Annotated in this window: 16 protein-coding genes; 2 read left to right on the top strand and 14 right to left on the bottom strand. The window is 64.2% G+C overall.

Annotation, left to right across the window (positions count from 1 at the left end; genetic code table 11):
- Positions 1-484 precede the first annotated feature (484 nt).
- The 4 genes from ACQ5DX_RS27520 to ACQ5DX_RS27505 all read right to left on the bottom strand — a co-directional run bounded on the left by ACQ5DX_RS27520 (position 485) and on the right by ACQ5DX_RS27505 (position 4,438).
- Entirely contained in the window at positions 485-859 is a 375-nt protein-coding gene (locus ACQ5DX_RS27520) for a hypothetical protein (protein WP_430335928.1), read from the bottom strand.
- A gap of 723 nt (positions 860-1,582) precedes the next feature.
- Positions 1,583-2,881 (bottom strand): phenylacetate--CoA ligase PaaK, encoded by a 1,299-nt coding sequence (paaK, locus tag ACQ5DX_RS27515; protein WP_430335927.1) that lies wholly within the window; start codon positions 2,879-2,881, stop codon positions 1,583-1,585.
- A gap of 175 nt (positions 2,882-3,056) precedes the next feature.
- The gene (locus ACQ5DX_RS27510) at positions 3,057-3,833 is read right to left on the bottom strand and encodes an SDR family NAD(P)-dependent oxidoreductase (protein ID WP_430335926.1); all 777 of its coding nucleotides are present in this window, start codon (positions 3,831-3,833) and stop codon (positions 3,057-3,059) included.
- On the bottom strand, positions 3,830-4,438 hold the full coding sequence (locus tag ACQ5DX_RS27505; protein WP_430336325.1) for a hypothetical protein: 609 nt from the start codon (positions 4,436-4,438) through the stop codon (positions 3,830-3,832). Before ACQ5DX_RS27505 ends, ACQ5DX_RS27510 begins: the two co-directional genes overlap by 4 nt.
- Before the next feature lie 162 nt (positions 4,439-4,600).
- Between ACQ5DX_RS27505 and ACQ5DX_RS27500 the strand changes: the two genes are divergently transcribed.
- Positions 4,601-5,569, top strand: coding sequence for a LysR family transcriptional regulator (locus ACQ5DX_RS27500; RefSeq protein WP_430335925.1), 969 nt, complete (start codon positions 4,601-4,603; stop codon positions 5,567-5,569).
- A gap of 1,383 nt (positions 5,570-6,952) precedes the next feature.
- Here the strand turns inward: ACQ5DX_RS27500 and paaK (ACQ5DX_RS27495) are convergent.
- From paaK (ACQ5DX_RS27495) to ACQ5DX_RS27450, 10 genes are all read right to left on the bottom strand, one after another.
- Positions 6,953-8,257, bottom strand: a complete 1,305-nt coding sequence (gene paaK, locus ACQ5DX_RS27495; RefSeq protein WP_430335924.1) for a phenylacetate--CoA ligase PaaK — start codon at positions 8,255-8,257, stop codon at positions 6,953-6,955.
- Between the two features lie 182 nt (positions 8,258-8,439).
- Entirely contained in the window at positions 8,440-9,537 is a 1,098-nt protein-coding gene (gene paaE / locus ACQ5DX_RS27490; RefSeq protein ID WP_430335923.1) for a 1,2-phenylacetyl-CoA epoxidase subunit PaaE, read from the bottom strand.
- 1 nt (position 9,538) lies between these two features.
- Positions 9,539-10,048 carry a 1,2-phenylacetyl-CoA epoxidase subunit PaaD gene (gene paaD / locus ACQ5DX_RS27485; protein ID WP_430335922.1) on the bottom strand — a complete coding sequence of 170 codons (510 nt, stop codon included), beginning with the start codon at positions 10,046-10,048 and terminating at the stop codon, positions 9,539-9,541.
- A gap of 1 nt (position 10,049) precedes the next feature.
- Positions 10,050-10,967 carry a 1,2-phenylacetyl-CoA epoxidase subunit PaaC gene (gene paaC / locus ACQ5DX_RS27480; RefSeq protein ID WP_430335921.1) on the bottom strand — a complete coding sequence of 306 codons (918 nt, stop codon included), beginning with the start codon at positions 10,965-10,967 and terminating at the stop codon, positions 10,050-10,052.
- A 10-nt stretch (positions 10,968-10,977) separates the two neighbouring features.
- Entirely contained in the window at positions 10,978-11,346 is a 369-nt protein-coding gene (gene paaB / locus ACQ5DX_RS27475; RefSeq protein WP_430335920.1) for a 1,2-phenylacetyl-CoA epoxidase subunit PaaB, read from the bottom strand.
- 4 nt (positions 11,347-11,350) lie between these two features.
- Positions 11,351-12,295, bottom strand: coding sequence for a 1,2-phenylacetyl-CoA epoxidase subunit PaaA (gene paaA, locus ACQ5DX_RS27470; protein WP_430335919.1), 945 nt, complete (start codon positions 12,293-12,295; stop codon positions 11,351-11,353).
- 106 nt (positions 12,296-12,401) lie between these two features.
- Positions 12,402-13,199 (bottom strand): enoyl-CoA hydratase-related protein, encoded by a 798-nt coding sequence (locus ACQ5DX_RS27465; protein WP_430335918.1) that lies wholly within the window; start codon positions 13,197-13,199, stop codon positions 12,402-12,404.
- A complete protein-coding gene (locus ACQ5DX_RS27460) occupies positions 13,196-14,077 on the bottom strand; it encodes a 3-hydroxyacyl-CoA dehydrogenase family protein (RefSeq protein WP_430335917.1) in 882 nt (293 codons plus the stop codon). Before ACQ5DX_RS27460 ends, ACQ5DX_RS27465 begins: the two co-directional genes overlap by 4 nt.
- On the bottom strand, positions 14,074-14,811 hold the full coding sequence (locus tag ACQ5DX_RS27455; RefSeq protein WP_430335916.1) for an enoyl-CoA hydratase/isomerase family protein: 738 nt from the start codon (positions 14,809-14,811) through the stop codon (positions 14,074-14,076). The genes ACQ5DX_RS27460 and ACQ5DX_RS27455 overlap by 4 nt, the downstream gene beginning before the upstream one ends.
- Complete coding sequence (locus ACQ5DX_RS27450; protein WP_430335915.1) at positions 14,808-16,028, bottom strand: thiolase family protein; 1,221 nt, start codon at positions 16,026-16,028, stop codon at positions 14,808-14,810. The genes ACQ5DX_RS27455 and ACQ5DX_RS27450 overlap by 4 nt, the downstream gene beginning before the upstream one ends.
- 112 nt (positions 16,029-16,140) lie before the next feature.
- On the opposite strand from ACQ5DX_RS27450, the gene ACQ5DX_RS27445 reads away from it, so the two are divergent.
- Positions 16,141-16,752 carry a TetR/AcrR family transcriptional regulator gene (locus ACQ5DX_RS27445; RefSeq protein ID WP_430335914.1) on the top strand — a complete coding sequence of 204 codons (612 nt, stop codon included), beginning with the start codon at positions 16,141-16,143 and terminating at the stop codon, positions 16,750-16,752.
- Positions 16,753-16,778 lie beyond the last annotated feature (26 nt).

Here is a 16,778-nt window from a genome sequence, read left to right as displayed (position 1 = left end):
GCGTGGCTGGCGTGTGTCGCCGTGATTGTGGTTGTCCCCCGGAGTATTCGCGCTGCTGGCCGGTCTCGAAGTCTCTGTGGCCGCGGCGATCACGGCTTTCATCGGACTGTGTGTGTTGGTGGCCGGGCCACGGGTCAGCCTGCGGTGACGATTCCGGTTGGATGACCGCGTTCACCTGCGCCGATCCGATGGGGAGTTCTACCGTCGAGACGTCGCCCGGTCGACTCCTCCCGGGCGGCTACGGCGGGAGCCACACACTGGGTGTCCTCCAGAAAGGGGGACGTGTGGCTCCCGCCCCGAACCAGGCGATGGAGAAGGCGCACAGATCTCCAACCCTGCACGCCGACGAGAGAGGGCCCCGATCCCGTAGCGCGGCGATCGGGGCCTGCCATTCTCTCCAGCGGATCTCGGCCCGGTGGGCCGACAGTCCACCATCAGTGTTCAGACGTCGCAGCCTACCGGTGAGACACCGCCGCGCCGCGCTCTACCAGCGCGAGATCCCGTAGAACGGGTACTGGTAGACATTGGTGTCCTGCACCCAGAATCCAACCACCCCGCGTGGATGCGAGGCGGCTTCCTCGATGAGCTGATGGCCAGTGACCGGAGTCCAGCCGCCGGTGTACCAGATCGAATCGTACGGCAGGTTGACCAACCAGTTGTCGCCGTACACAAGGTTGATCAGGTCACCGGCATGGAGCTGGGCGGCGAGAACTGTCTCTTCGTGGGTCAGCACGACGCCGGTCGCCCCGTGATCGTTGACTGGCGTGAAAGCACTCGCTGTCCCGGCTCCCGCCGCGATAATGGCCCCGGTGGCTGCCAGGCCAGCGACAGTGATGGACGCAGCGCGCTTGATCCTCATGGAAATGAGTTCCCCTCCGCGTGTCCCTCCTGTCGCACACCCCGACGCGGCCACCTCCTCGGCCGCTGCGTTGGACACGCCACCTCACCGTAGCAACCGGCTCCGATGAGTCGGAGTGGCGGAAATGTGACGTCGGCGTCATTCACCGAACGCGGCGTTTCCGTCGCTGATTCAGTGAGGTCGACGAACGTCGCCCCGTACTCGGCGCCATCATCGGCGACAACGCGGTGGTCATTGATCGTGAAAGCCATTCCCGTTCCCGGAATCTCAGCGCATGATTCCGATTGCCCAGCACCGGACCGGTGATTGACCCGTTCGACTTCGAGGTCGCCCAGAACATTCACACTCTCGGTCGCCAGCTCGGCCGCGGATAGCGTCAGGCACATGCCATCTTCGGTGTCTCCCGACACCTCGCAGTGTCCGAATAGCCACTTCAAAGACATCGTCGATCGCCTGCTCACTCCATGCCATGTTCCTCTCCCCCAGTCGGTTTGCTCACTGTGTCCGTCGCGAGGGGTGCAAAGCCCAGACGGCCTGATTGCACAGCGATGTCCGGACACACCGTTCACAGAAGCGCAATCGTCTCCGACGACTTGATGGGTGCGCGTTCGACACCGGGTCGTGAGCCGAAACACCGCGCAGTGGCGAATTCGACTATGGACTCACCACATTCGTGTAGAACTGGAACTCACGGCCGCCCCGACCACCAGCACACGCCGGAGGCTACTTGTCGGGACGAATGTCGATGAGGCGGCGGGCCTTACCGATCGACCGCTCGATCGAGTTTGGATCGACCACGTCGACGGCGACAGTGACACCGATGCGGTTCTTGACCAGAGTCTGCAGTTGAGCGGCAGCAGCCGAACGAGCGGCCATTGACGTGTCCGTGCGGGCCTCGACACTCACGGTCAAGGTGTCCAGGCGACCGGGGCGGTCGAGGATGCACTGGAACTGGGGGGCGAGGGCCGGCACGGTCAGGATCAGCTCTTCGATCTGGGTGGGGAAGAGGTTCACACCGCGAAGGATGATCATGTCGTCGGTGCGCCCGATCACCTTTTGCATACGGCGCATTGACCGTGCTGTACCTGTCAGCAAGCGAGTGAGATCGCGTGTGCGGTAACGGATGATCGGAAGCGCTTCTTTGGTGAGCGAGGTGAACACCAGCTCGCCCTCTTGACCGTCCGGAAGGACCTCGCCCGTGACGGGATCGATCACCTCGGGGTAGAAGTGGTCCTCCCAGATATGAAGGCCGTCCTTCGTTTCTACACACTCCTGCGCGACACCCGGTCCCATCACTTCGGACAGACCATAGATGTCGACGGCCTGCATGCCGAGCTGCTGCTCGATCTCGGTCCGAATCTGTTCGGTCCACGGCTCGGCGCCGAAAACACCGGTTCGCAGAGACGTCGAGGACGGATCGATTCCCTTGGCCACCATGGCGTCGATGATGGTCAGCATGTAGGACGGGGTGACCATGATCGCGTCGGGGCGGAAGTCCTGAATCAGCTGGACCTGCCGGCCGGTCATGCCGCCTGACATCGGGATGACGGTGGCACCGAGCCGCTCTGCTCCGTAGTGGGCTCCGAGCCCCCCGGTGAACAAGCCATATCCGTAGGCGACGTGCACCTTGTCACCCGCGCGTACGCCCGCGGCGCGCAAACTTCGCGCCACCAGGTTCGCCCAGTTCTCCAGATCGTTGCTCGTGTAACCGACTACGGTTGGCTGGCCCGTAGTGCCGGAGGACGCATGAATTCGTGATACACGATCGTGCGAGACCGCGAACATACCGAACGGATAGTTCTGACGCAGATCGGATTTGGTAGTGAAAGGGAACCGAGCAAGATCCGAGAGCTCCGTCAGATCGGCCGGATGAACGCCCGCAGATCTGAAAGAGGACCGATAGTGCGGAACGTTGTCGTATGCATGCTGCAGGGACCAACGCAACCTATCGAGCTGCAAGGCCGAGATCTCGTCACGCGAAGCGTTCTCGATCGCATCGGGCCGGGCGGAAGTGGTGATCATTCGGGCCTCCAGGGTCAGCAGGGCGGGGACGCTTGGAATCCCCGTTTCCGATTGGTCCGGCACCAACTCACACGACAGTAGCCGAGACCGCCTCCGACAGAGACGGTCTCGGCTATCAGCGATTCTCGGAGCGCCGAGCACGATGAGCCGGTCCGGGAACGAGTGATGTCGTCACTCAGGTCATGACCGCTCCGCCGTCGACCGACACGGTCTGGCCCGTGACGTTGCGCGCGCCGTCGCTGAGCAGGAAGGCGACCATCTCTGCGATGTCCCCGGCCTCCTGCGGGCGCCCCATGGGAACCATCTGCTCGACGAATCCCTGGAAGACCTGGTCGTCGGACAGTGCCTCGAGGTTCGGATCACGCTCCCGCAGGAACGCGATCGTCTGCCGCCACATGTCCGTCAAGATCAGTCCGGGCATCACTGTGTTGCAACGAATTCCACGGGAGGCGCCCACCCGGGCGACGCTGTGGCTCAGCTCGATGACGGCTGCCTTAGATGCGCCGTAGTGCGCCAGCATGTCCCCACCGAGACGCGCCCCGATCGAGGCGATGTTGACGATGGCGGATGCGCCCTCGGTCCGGCGCAGAAACTCCTGACAGGTCAGGAACGTGCCGCGGGTATTGACCGCGAACGTGTTGTCCCACATGGCCTCGTCGATCTCGAGCAATGGAGTGAAGATGCCGACGCCGGCCGCATTGACCAGGGCAACGGGGTCACCGAGTTCCTCGGCACGGTCGAAGAGTTCACGGACCGAACCGGCGTCCCTGACGTCACATCGGACCCGCGAGACCTCCGCTGTGACGTCCTCCCACTGCTGCGCGCATTCATCCGACGCGCGGTCGGTGAGATCGGCGAGGATCAGCGCGTCATAGTCGGCGGAGAGTCGCAGGGCAATGGCCTCGCCCAGACCGCGTGCTGCGCCAGTGACGACCGCTACCCGCGCGGTCACGGGAGGTAGTCCTCGAGCAGCGGCGCCAGAAGTTCGGCGGCACGTTCGGCGCTGATGACCTCGCTCGGATCGACGCGAGTGACGACCTTCGAGGCAGAGTCCTCGTAAACGTGCTCTCCGACCAGACGCCCCGCCTCGTCGTACGGCCACACGAACGCGAGGGTCCGACGGACGAGATACCAGCCGTCGGGATCGATCGTGTCGGCGGTGTCCGAGTCGGCACTCGTGCTCGATCCGCCCGCGTGCACCGCCCCGAACACACCGTCGCCGAGAATGCGACCGGGAACGAACTGGCTGAACAGAGTCTCGCCCGAGAAACCGTGATCGGAGACGGAGAACTTCGAGTCTCCGGTCCACATTACGAGGGTGTCCGTCTCGGCGAGAGCCTGGTAGAAGGCTTCCACCTGCTGCATGCCGTCGAGAACGATCGACTGTCCGTTCTCGAATAGGCGGTAGACGGGTTCTTCGACGGTCATGTCCGGGGACAGAATGTCCTGGTACCGACCGGAGACCTCGAGCAACGCGTGGCGCCGGTAGTTCTTGAGAATCTTGCGATGATGCGGGTTCTCGAGGCTGTCGATCTGCTTCTCGACGCCGTCCATCATGTGGACGAATTCATGCTCGTACTTGCTCACTGGATGCTCCTGAATGTCGGAATCCACGAATCCGCCGTGGTGTCTCCAACACTGCTTGAGCACATGCGCCGTGTACATGTGCAATTCCGTACGCGACGATAATCGTTGGGTTAACGTGCCAGCTCATCGCACGTGACAGCCATCACCTTCTTGTGGTTCGATGGGACGGTGTCTCGTTCGGACGTATCCCAGGCCGCAGTGGCCGGTCCTCGCACTGTGCACGGCAGCGATCTCAGCCTCCGCGGTCTCCAAGCCCTGCTCGCAGTGGTGGACGAAGGCCATTTCGGCCGTGCCGCCGACAAGCTGTACATCACCACACCCGCACTGAGCCAACAGATTCGGCGGCTCGAGACCCAACTCGGCGTACGGCTCCTCGAGCGCAACGCGCACCCCATCGAACTGACCGAGGCTGGACGAGTTCTCGTGCCGCGCGCCCGCGAGATCCTCGCGACCGCCAATCAGGCAGTGAGTCTGCTCGTTGCACTCGAGCGTCGCGAGTCGCGTCTTCTTCGAATCGGTTTCATCAACGGTGCTGCGGGACGGCTGGGACGCGCCGTGCTCGATGCCCTCCACTCACCGTTCGAACTGGTGCAGCTCGACTGGTCCGAACAGCAAACCGCGGTCGAATCCGGCAAAGTCGATGCAGCCTTCGTACGCCCGCCGCTGCCGGCGACCGAAGGCCTGGCTCTGGAACTGATCGGCGAGGAACCACGGGTTGCGGTCCTGGCGCGCGGACACCGTCTCGCAGAGAGGACAACGATCGCAATCGACGAGCTCGACACCGAGGTACACGTACAAAGTGAAGCCCTCGGCGAGGATTGGCTGCACTGGTGGTCCGTAGACCCGCGCCCGAGCGGCAAGTCTGTCATATACGGACCATCCGTCCGGACGATGGACGAACTCCTAGAAGTCGTTGCCAACGGTGCCGTGGTTGCCATAACCGCCGCAACAATTTCCGAGTACTACACGCGCAACGACATCGTGTTCGTTCCGATTAGCGGTATCGAGCCATGCGCGGTCGAGTTGTGCACCAGAATCGATGACCCGCATCCCGGCATCCACGAACTGCGTCACGTCATCCGCTCGCAACTACGCCAATGAGCTGCTTGCAGCACGCTGGGTTGGTACCGCGTCCCGACGCAAGGGGATGGAGAGAGGACCTAGCAGATCACGGGAACAACCCAGCCAGACGGCCTGATCGACGACCCTGTGGTGTTGACGCTCAACGACCTATGGAAGACGGCTCGGGAGTTCAACAGGTTCCAACCACGTCGCATCAGCACACCCCTGACGGGCTCGAGACGCCATGCTCGCTCAAACACTGTCGGAACGGCTGACGATAGGCCGCGAGTGAGCGCGCAGGCCACAGCACATCCTGCGGGTCGCTCTTCATTCTGGCGACAGCCGAGTCGTTGCTGCATACACGCAGTCGATCGGCAACCCGACCGACGCGCAGGTGCGGTCCGTTTCGCGCTCCCCCGGACCGACGACCCGAAAGCACTGCATTGTCCGGCCTTCGACGAGGCGCCTCAGGATGAGGTCCATGGTGATGCCTCTGGATCAGCCATCGCCGGTCTGCTCGGGTTCGCCGTGACGAGATTGTGCTGGTGCAGTAGAACGCGCAGTGCCTGCCGCACCTGATGGAGGGGCAGTTGGGGCGGAATGATCGCAACTAAGAACTGCTGGCCCCGAATGCCTCGGCTCGCTGAGACGTCCAGGGAGGTTGGCCAGTCGGGTGGCCGGCGGCTAGAGCTGCCTAGGTACCGTGACCCGACCCACGACTCGTCAACTCGTCACAGACGCCGTCGACCGACAAAGAGCGTCGCCGACGGCGTCTACTTCCCACGAAGACACCCACGACCACACCGGCCGTCGCTCCTCCGACTGTCCCACAGGTCGCGAACAGCGATAGCACCGATACGAGTCGGCTGCCATCCACGTCACTGAAGTCGCCACCATTCCGATCGATCAGTGCACTCAACAGTATCCACGCCGTCAAGGATCCAGCGAATCCGCCTGCCACCGCTCCAACGAAGGCACCCATCGCGATAGGGCCCGACCCGCGCTCAGACTTCTCGACGAATGGATGCACCGGCGGCGACCAGGCTGATGCACCCGCGAATGCCCTACTGCTAGCCGGTTCTGACGTCGAGAGGACGCTCCGGGAAGCGTTGACTTAGCTTTCTTCCCCGGGTTCGCAGGAACAGTCGGTCACCCCAGTACCTTCAACGTCTGGCGACGATGTTCTCCATCTGTCGAGTACATCACGACGAGAGCAATCCGCTAGGCCCGCGCGCACGCCACCGACCACACCCCTAGAGGCGGCCTCAGACTCGGACACCCACCAATTCGGTGTAGGCCGAAGCGGCACCGCAACGGCCCGCACCGAAGAGCGATTTGGCTTGCACCGCCGATCCCCGCGACAGTACGAGCCACACGAGGGAGTGAGAAGCTCAAGTGCTAGCATCGGCCGCTAGGTAGCGGTTACCTTGCCGTGCGGTTGTCAATGATGCGACGTGCCTTGCCTATTGAGCGCTCAAGATTCCCGGGTTCGACCGGATCTACAAGGACGGTCACACCAATCCGGTTCTTGATCAACTCCCGCAAATCCGCAGCAGCACGGAGCATCTCGTCGGAGCTGGCGCCAGGCCGAGCCTCAACCCGTACCGTCAATCGATCCATCCGACCGGGTCGGTCGAGAATGCACTGGAACTGGGGAGCCAGCGCCGGCACAGTCAAGATCAGTTCTTCAATCTGTGTGGGGAACAGATTCACTCCGCGAAGAATGATCATGTCATCGGTGCGACCCGTAACCTTCTGCATGCGGCGCATCGTGCGAGCGGTTCCCGGTAGGAGCCGGGTGAGATCGCGGGTGCGGTAGCGGATGATCGGAAGCGCTTCCTTCGTCAGCGATGTGAAAACCAACTCGCCTTCTTCCCCGTCTGGAAGGACCATGCCAGTGACCGGGTCGATGATCTCGGGATAGAAGTGGTCTTCCCAAATATGCAGGCCGTCTTTGGTTTCAACGCACTCCTGCGCCACGCCAGGACCCATGATCTCCGACAGTCCATAGATGTCGACTGCATCCATGCCGAGTTGCTGCTCGATCTCGGTGCGCATCTGTTCGGTCCACGGTTCCGCACCGAACACGCCAGTTCGGAGTGAAGTGGCGGACGGGTCGATGCCCTTGCTGATCATCGCGTCGATGATCGTGAGCATGTAGGAGGGCGTGACCATGATCGCGTCGGGCTTGAAGTCCTCGATCAACTGGATCTGCCGCTCGGTCATGCCGCCTGACATAGGGATGACGGTGGCGCCGAGGCGTTCTGCGCCGTAGTGAGCGCCGAGTCCGCCTGTGAACAGGCCGTATCCGTAGGCCACATGTACCTTGTCGCCGGAGCGGACCCCGGCTGCGCGCAGACTCCGAGCAACCAGGTCGGCCCAGTTGTCCAGATCCCGTTTCGTGTATCCGACGACGGTGGGTTGGCCAGTCGTTCCCGACGAGGCGTGGATTCGCGACACGTGCTCGTGTGGAACCGCGAACATGCCGAATGGGTAGTTCCGGCGGAGGTCGCCCTTCGTGGTGAACGGGAACTTCGCCAGGTCTTCCAAGCTTTTCAGGTCGGAAGGATGGACTCCGGCCGCGTCGAAGGACGCTTGGTAGTGCGGAACGTTGTCGTAGGCGTGTTGCAGCGACCAGCGTAGCCGGTCGAGCTGAAGGGACGAGATCTCGTCACGGGAGGCAAACTCTACGGCGCCGTTGGTCGGGGGATCCTGCAGGGACGTCATTCTGCTCCTCAGAGGGTTCATCGCGCAGTGGGCCAGTGCATCCCGGGCGGCCCGTTGAATCGGTGCTCGGGGAAGCTTGATGTGACGTTGTGCGCCTTGGCGGGTGTTCGTTCGACGGTGTCCGCAGTCGCTGCGGACATCTGTCCGTTCGTCAGGAATCGGTGATGGACGTCGTCACCTACCTAGGCATCGAAGTCGATGGTAAGGATGTCACTGGACGGGACGGTTTGACAGGTCAGGACGTAGCCGGCGGCGACCTCATCCTCTTCGAGGGCATAGTTGCGGAGCATGCGTGCCTCGCCCGAGGTGACCTTCGCTCGACAGGTACCGCACACTCCGCCCTTGCACGCGAACGGAAGGTCCGAGCGGATCGCTTCGGCCGCGTCGAGGACGCTCCGATCGCGTGGCAGTCTCCCGGTCGTGCTGCGCCCGTCCAGAATGATCGTGACATCACTGGACGGGCCGTCTACCTCCCCGTCTCGGCGGCTCACCTGTGGTGGGGGCGTGCCATCCACGTAGAACAGTTCACTGTGAATCCTATGGCCGGCAATGCCGAACTCTCCCAGTACGTTCCGGGCGTCGGCGACCATGCCGTAGGGTCCGCACAGCCACACGTCGTCGACGTTGTTGACCGGCACGACAGCGGTCAGGATGTCGCGTAGCCGGTCGGCGTCGAGTCGTCCGCTGAAAAGCTCTACGTCGCGGGGTTCGCGGGAGAGCACGTGGATGACTTCGAGTCGAGTGCCGTAGCGGTCCTTGAGGTCGGCGACTTCTTCGGCGAACATCACCGATCGGGTGCGCCGGTTGCCGTACAGAAGTACCACAGTGGAGTCGGGGTTCTCGAGTACCGACGCTGCGATCGAGAGCATCGGGGTGATCCCGGATCCCGCGGCGATGAGCAGGTGCCTTCCGGCTACGGCGGGGTCGGCCGCAAAGGTACCGCCCGGCACCTGGACGTCGATCCGGTCACCGGCGCGGACTTCATTGACGAGCCAAGTCGAGAATAGTCCGCCCGGAACTTCACGCACACCCACGCGGGGCGCGTCGCCGACGGGGGCGCAGATGGAGTAGGACCGTCGGTGTTCGATGCCGTCGACGACACGTCGCAAAGTCAGAGACTGTCCGGCCCGAAAGGAGAACTCGGAGGTGAGATCATCGGGGACTGCGAAGGTGACCGCGACGGCGTCGTCACACAAGCGTTCGACCTCGGAAACCTCGAGGTGGTGGAAGTCGCGGTTTCGCGGTGCGCGGCGGCTATTGAGTGGCTCGACGGTCGTCATGTCAGATTTCCTTCACGTGGTCAAACGGTTCGAGGCATGCGATGCACCGGTAGTGCGCCTTGCACAGGGTGGCCCCGAACTCCGACACAAGTTCGGTGCGGGGCGAGCCGCACTGAGGGCAGGAAACCGCACGGGGAGGGGTGGTGAGAGTAAGCGGCACCGGACCCGTTCCAGGGGCGGGAGCGCGTCCGGGTGGGGAGTACCCGGCTTCGCGCAGTTTGCGCATGCCCGATTCGGTGATCCAGTCGCTGCTCCATGGCGGAGTCAGGCTGGTGTCGACGCGAACCTGGTTGTAGCCGTGTCGGTTCAATAGTTGTTCGATGTCCACCCGCATCGTCGCAAGTGCAGGGCAGCCAGAGTAGGTCGGGGTGATGGTGACCACCACGGCGCCGTTCTGATCGATGTCGACGTCGCGGATGACGCCGAGGTCGGCCAGGGTCAGCATCGGCATCTCGGGATCGATGACGGACTCGACCAGGGTCCGAGCGTCCTCGTGAGCCGCGGCGGCCATGTCACCACGACCCGTCGGGGTGGGCTTGAGCGACGGACTGCATTTCGGCGAGCAGTCGGCCGAACGGCTCGGCATGCAGGCCACCTCGTCCGGCCCGTCCGCCGACAGCGCCGACCGAGACAGACTGCGGCACAGCGAGTTCGGCAGCATTCAGGACGCGCCCGATCACCGACTCGAATTCTTCGCGCACGGTCCGGGCATCTACACCGACCCCAGCAGCGGCGAGGGCCAGCTCGTCCGCGGTGGGCACGAATAGTTCCGCGGTGTACGGCCAAACGAAGTCGAGCGCTTCATGCATCCGGCGACGGGACTCGTCGGTGCCGCAGCCGAGGACCACTGTCCAGCGGGCAGCATAGTCGCGGTGGTAAGTCAGTTCCTTCACGCCTTTGGCGGCGACTGCTGCAAGGACCGGGTCCCGGCTCTCGCGCAGTCTCGCGAAGACGGCAAGGCGCCAGGTCGAGAGGACAAGGGTGCGGACGACAGTCCGGGCGAAGTCTGCGTTGTCGAGTTCGCACAGGCGTACACACCGAAATTCGGCCTCCGCACGGAAGAAGGCGAGAGCATCGTCGGCCGGTACGGGGGAGGTCTCCGAGATGAACGGAACGACCGTGGGGTCCGCGGCGGCGGCTCGGGCGAGGAGCAGGCGTGCCTGCCCAAGCAGATCTAGGCCGATGTTGGCCAAGGCCATCTCTTCCTCGAGCTCTGGTGCCTGGGTGCACCATTCGGAGAGACGGTGCGAGGAGATCAGTGCGTCGTCTCCGAGCATCAGGCAGTATCTCGCCAGCGCGCCGAGGTCGACTCCGTCGGGGACAGTGGTGTCGACACCGGCGAGCGGGTCGTCAAAGCTGGTGCCGAAGGCCCACTGGCCGTGGTTGTCCTCGTCGACCAGGCCCCCGTAGGCGTTGTCGTGATCGATCATGGTGTGCGCCTCACATGTGGGGAACGTTGTCGGGGATGTCGTAAAAGGTCGGGTGGCGATACACCTTGTCACCGCTGGGCGTGAAGAACGGATCCTTCTCCGACGGGCTCGACGCAGTGATCGCAGCGGATGGCACGACCCAGATGCTCACCCCCTCGTTGCGACGCGTGTACACATCGCGCGCATGGCGCAGTGCCATCTCGTCGTCGGGGGCATGCAACGAGCCGACGTGCACGTGGTTCAAGCCGCGCTTGCCGCGCACGAACACCTCGTACAGTGGCCAGCCCGTGGTGACCTGCTCCGCTTCCGGCACGGTTGACACATCATTGGTTGGCACTGTGGCGTGGCCACCTTCTGCGGTGACCCGAGTGTTGGTCATGATCCTATGAGCCCTCTCGTTCACGGGCGGCGAAGGCAGTGGCTGCCTCACGCACCCAGGCGCCGTTCTCGTGTGCGGTGCGGCGGTTGAAGATACGTTCGACATTGCAGGCACCGTTGCCCTTGATGACCTCCATGAACTCGCTCCAGTCGGGCTCGCCGAAGTCGTAATGCTGCCGGCCCTCGTTCCACTCCAGGTTCGGATCGGGAAAGCTAACCCCTAGCGCCTCAGCCTGAGGGATGCTCATGTCGACGAAGCGCTGGCGCAGTTCGTCGTTGGTGTGCCGCTTGATACGCCAGTTCATCGACTGCTCGGTGTTCGGGGACTTGTCGTCCGGCGGGCCGAACATCATCAGGGCGGGCCACCACCAGCGGTTGACCGCTTCCTGCACCATGTCACGTTGGGCGTCGGTGCCACGCATCATCGTCATCAGCAATTCGTAGCCCTGCCGCTGATGGAACGATTCTTCCTTGCATACGCGGATCATCGCCCGCCCGTACGGTCCGAAGCTGGTGCGGCACAGCGGGACTTGGTTGCAGATCGCCGCTCCATCGACCAACCAGCCAATCACGCCGACATCAGCGAAGGTGAGCGTCGGGTAGTTGAAGATCGACGAGTACTTCTGCTTGCCGGCAATCAGCTTGTCGGTCAGATCTGCCCGGTCGGCACCGAGGGTCTCGGCAGCGGAGTACAGGTACAACCCGTGCCCTGCCTCATCCTGCACCTTCGCGAGCAGAATCGACTTCCGGCGCAGCGAGGGCGCACGGGTGATCCAATTGCCCTCCGGCTGCATCCCGATGATCTCTGAGTGCGCATGTTGCGCGATCTGCCGGATCAGGGTCCTGCGGTAGTCGTCGGGCATCCAGTCGCGTGGCTCGATCCGCTGATCATTCGCGATGGTAGTGGTGAAGAGTTCATGAAGCTCTTCTGTGGTTGTAGGCGTTGACATTTAGCCTCATTTCCTTACCGAATATTCGGTCAGTATTAGTATGCGTCCGAAACCACCCACATACAAGACCGGGATCGCGTCGGCCGGTCCTTGCAGGCAGCGTCGGTCAGCGCCCGGTGAAGACTGGGCGTGACTTGGCCAGAAATGCCTCGACCGCAGCGCTGTGGTCAGCGCTCGCACCGAGCGTTTCCTGCGCGTGGCGTTCCCGTTCGAGTGCATCCCCGAGTCCTGGCGCCCCAGCCTTCAGGAGAGTTTTGACCTGCTGGTAAGCCGCCGTGGGGCCTTGTGCCAGCCGGGCCGCGAGATCGTGTGCATCGTTATCGACCTCGTCATCGGGAACCACACGGTGCACGAGCCCCCACGCAGCGGCATCAGCAGCACTGAAGCGATCGCCGAGCAACATCAACCCGGCCGCCCGGCTGACGCCCACCGCGTGGACAAGAGTGTGACTCAGGCCCGAGTCGCTGGCCAGACCGATTCCGGTGAAAGCGGTTGCGAACTTTGCGCCCTCGCCGGCAACCCGTATGTCGCCGGCGAGTGCAAGTCCGAGCCCGGCGCCGACGCACGCGCCGCGGATCGCCACCACCACCGGGACTTCCAGGTCGGCGATCGCCTGCAGGAGCGGATTGTAGTGCTCGCCGACGGTGTTCATTGCGGACTTCGGATCCGCACGCAGCGCGTCGACGTGCTCGCCCAGATCCTGTCCGACACAGAAGTTCTTGCCGTCGGCCTTCAGGAGTACCGCCCGAACGTACGAAGCGCGCGCCACTTCATGGACCGCAGACAGCAAGCCTGACTTGGCTGACACATCTAGAGCATTGGACGCTCCTGCTCGAGAGAGAGCAATCGTCGCGAGACCGTCCTCGATCTCTACTCGTACAGAGTTGCTTTCCGCGGTGGTCATGACAGCGCCCCCTGCGTCGGTGTGGTCCAGTTGTAGAAGCCCTGACCGGTCTTGCGGCCCAGCTCGCCGCGCTCGACCTTTTCGCGCAGCAACTTCGGAGGTTCGAAGCGAGGCCCAAGGGTGACCGCCAGATGTTCGGCGATGGCCAGGCGGACGTCGAGTCCGACCAGGTCGGTCGAGCGCAGTGGACCCATCGGGTGGCGGTAACCGAGCTCCATCGCGCGGTCGATCGCGGCGGCGTCGGCCACCCCCTCCTCGAGCATCCGGATCGCCTCGAGGCCAAGGAACACACCGAGACGGCTGGTGGCGAACCCTGGGGAGTCGCTGACCACGATCTCGAGCTTGCCCAGTTGCTCCACCCATGCCACGGCCTTGTCGACAACAGCATCGGCGGTCGCAGGAGCCGTGACGATCTCGACCAGGCTCGAGGCCGGGACCGGGTTGAAGAAGTGCATGCCGAGGAATCGGCCCGGATGGGTCAGGTTCTTCCCGAGGTCGGCGATCGACAGGGAACTGGTGTTGGTGGCGATCACCGCGGCAGGGCTGATCGCCTTCTCGGCCGCGGTCAGGACTTGGGCCTTGAGGTCTGCGATCTCCGGGACTGCTTCGATGACCAGGTCGGTCGACGACCTAATCGCCGATGGAGAGGCAACGGTGCTGACGCGTTCGAGGATCTCATCGGGGGTCGAGTGAGCGAGTTTGCCGCGTTCGTCAGCGCGGCGTAGCCCGGCGGCCACCCGGTCGCGGGCAGCGACCTGGTCGCCGGCCTCTGCGATCACGACCTCGCTGCCGAGGGTGGCGAAGACCTGCGCGATGCCAGCGCCCATGCGGCCACCACCGATCACGGCGACCTGGGCGGGGGGATGTGTGTCAGTCATTTCTTCTTCTCCAGGAACGCGGTCATTCGGTCGTGTTTGTCCTCTGTCTCGAAGAGCACCGCTTGGGCAATGTCGTCGGCGAACGGATGCGAGCCGGGGGCATCGACGATGGCCTTGGTCAGCCGCAGCGCCAGCGGAGCGGAGAGTGCGATGCGGTCGAGCAGCTGGTGGGCGGCAGCGACGTGAGTGCCGGGCTCGACGACGTCGATGACCAGGCCCGCGCGGAGAGCAGAATCAGCGTCGAGGATGCGGCCGCCGAGTAGGACCTGCTTGGCCACCGAGGTTCCGACCAATTGCGGCAGTCGGTAACTGGCCCCTGCAGCGGCCATGATGCCCAATCCGGGTTCGGGGTTGCCGAACTTCGCCGTCGTGGTGGCGACTCGGATGTCGCACGCGTACGAGAGTTCCGCGCCACCACCGAGCGCGAACCCACTGACCGCCGCCACGGTGGGCAGGGGCAGACGCCCAATTCGATCGAACAGCGTGCGGTTGATCCCAGCAAGCGCGTCGTCACGGGTGCGGGCTCGCAGCTGTCCAATGTCGGCGCCGCCGGCGAAGTGGTCGCCATTTCCAGTGAGCAGCAACAGCTTCGGATCGGCTTCGATGCGTGCGCACACTGTGTGGAGTTCAGCGATCATTTCCGCATTGATCGCGTTGCGTTGCGCTGGGCGGTTGAGGGTGACGACGACACGGTCGCCACGGTCGTCGACTTCGAGGGTCGTGAATTCGGTCATGGCGCCTCGATCAGCATTGCGGCGCCCTGCCCGACACCGACGCACAGAGTTGCCAGTCCCCGGCGAGCATTCTCGCGTTCCATCCGGCCGAGAAGAGTCAGAAGGATGCGTGCACCCGAACAGCCGAGCGGGTGGCCGAGAGCGATGGCACCGCCGTCGGCATTGACGATGTCCTCGTCGAGATCAAGCTGACGGATCACACCCAGGGACTGGGCGGCGAAGGCCTCGTTGAGCTCAATCGCCTCGAGGTCGGCGACCGACCACTTGGCGCGGGCGAGCGCCTTCTGCGTCGCGGGCACCGGGCCCAGGCCCATGACCTGTGGGGGCACACCAGCGCTGGCAGACCCGACGATCCGGCCGCGGACGGTCAGCCCGTACCGTGCCACGGCCTCCGCGCTGGCAACGACCAATGCCGCGGCACCGTCCGAGAGTGGCGACGACGAGCCCGCAGTCACGATTCCGTCCGCACGGAACACCGGCCTCAGCGCCGCGAGTTTGTTCAGAGTCGTTCCGGGCCGGGGCGTCTCGTCGGCTGCGAACATGTCCTTCCCGACCGGGACTGAGACGATCTCCCTCTCGAAGTGGCCCGCGCCGATCGCGGCCACGGCGCGTTCCTGGCTGCGCAGCGCGAAGGCGTCGCTTTCCTCTCGAGTGATGTTCTCGAGGCGGGCAACCTCCTCGGCGGTTTCCCCCATCGACAGTGTGATTTTCCGGACCTCGGGCCCGGCCCCGGCCGGGATGGCCTCGTCGGCGGCTCTGAACACTGGATTGACGAACCGCCAGCCGAGCGAGGTGTCGGCAATCTCGCCCGGGCGTGCCCAGGGAGTGCCGGGCTTGGCCATCACCCACGGCGCCCGCGTCATCGATTCCACTCCCCCGGCGACGACGATGTCGGCTTCGCCGCTGCGGATCAGTGCGGCGGCCTGCGCAACCGCGGTGAGCCCGCTGGCGCACAGGCGGTTGACCGTGAAGCCAGGAACGGTGTCGGGCAGCCCTGCGAGCAGCACGGCCATGCGCGCGACATCACGGTTGTCTTCTCCGGCCTGGTTCGCTGCGCCCAGGATCACTTCGTCGACCGCGTCTCCGGGGATCCCGGCTCGCCATACCGCTTCGGCGACGACGAGACCGGCTAGGTCGTCCGGGCGAACACCGGCGAGGGCTCCGCCGTAGCTCCCCTGCGGCGTGCGCGCGCCGTCGACCAGAAAGACTTCACTCATCCTGCGCTCCTTGTCCACGTGTGCGGTAATTATTAACTGAATATTCGGTCAGTAACAAGAGTGGCTGCGGTCGTTCTGGTTCGGCACCGCGTGGATGCGTCAAGATGAACCCATGACATCGGCGCGCGTAGTCCACCGAACCGGACGCCCCGGCAGGCCCGGGTACGACCTCGACTCGCTGCTTGCGGTCGCCGTCAAGGCGTTCAACGACAAGGGCTACGACGGGACGAGCATGGAGGTGCTCTCCAAGCGCCTGGGCATTTCCAAGTCGGCGATCTACTACCACGTCTCAGGCAAGGCCGAACTGCTCGACCTGGCACTCTCCCGCGCACTCAACGCGCTCTTCGCTGTGACGACCGAAGAGGGGACGGTCACCGGCCCCTACATCGACCGGCTCCAGTACCTGGTCCGCCGCAGTGTCGAGGTCCTCGTTGCCGAGTTGCCGTACGTCACGCTGCTGCTGCGCGTGCGCGGCAACACCGCGGTCGAGCGCCGGGCACTGGCACGTCGACGAGAGTTCGACGCTTTCGTCAGCGACCTGGTGCAGGCGGCCGCCGATGAGGGCGATCTGCCGGCAGGGGTCGATCCAGCCCTGGTCAGCAGGCTGACCTTCGGCATGGTCAACTCCGTCGTCGAGTGGTACCGCCCCCGCACCGATGGCGCGGTGGACGCACTCGCCGACACCGTGGTCACCATCGTGTTCGGCGGCCTGCGGCGGCCCTGACCCGCTGCCAGACCCGGGCCCCAGCC

The sequence above is a fragment of the Rhodococcus sp. ACT016 genome (assembly GCF_050477185.1).
In the GTDB taxonomy this organism is placed as follows: domain Bacteria; phylum Actinomycetota; class Actinomycetes; order Mycobacteriales; family Mycobacteriaceae; genus Prescottella.
This window is presented reverse-complemented; position numbering and strand designations above follow the sequence as displayed.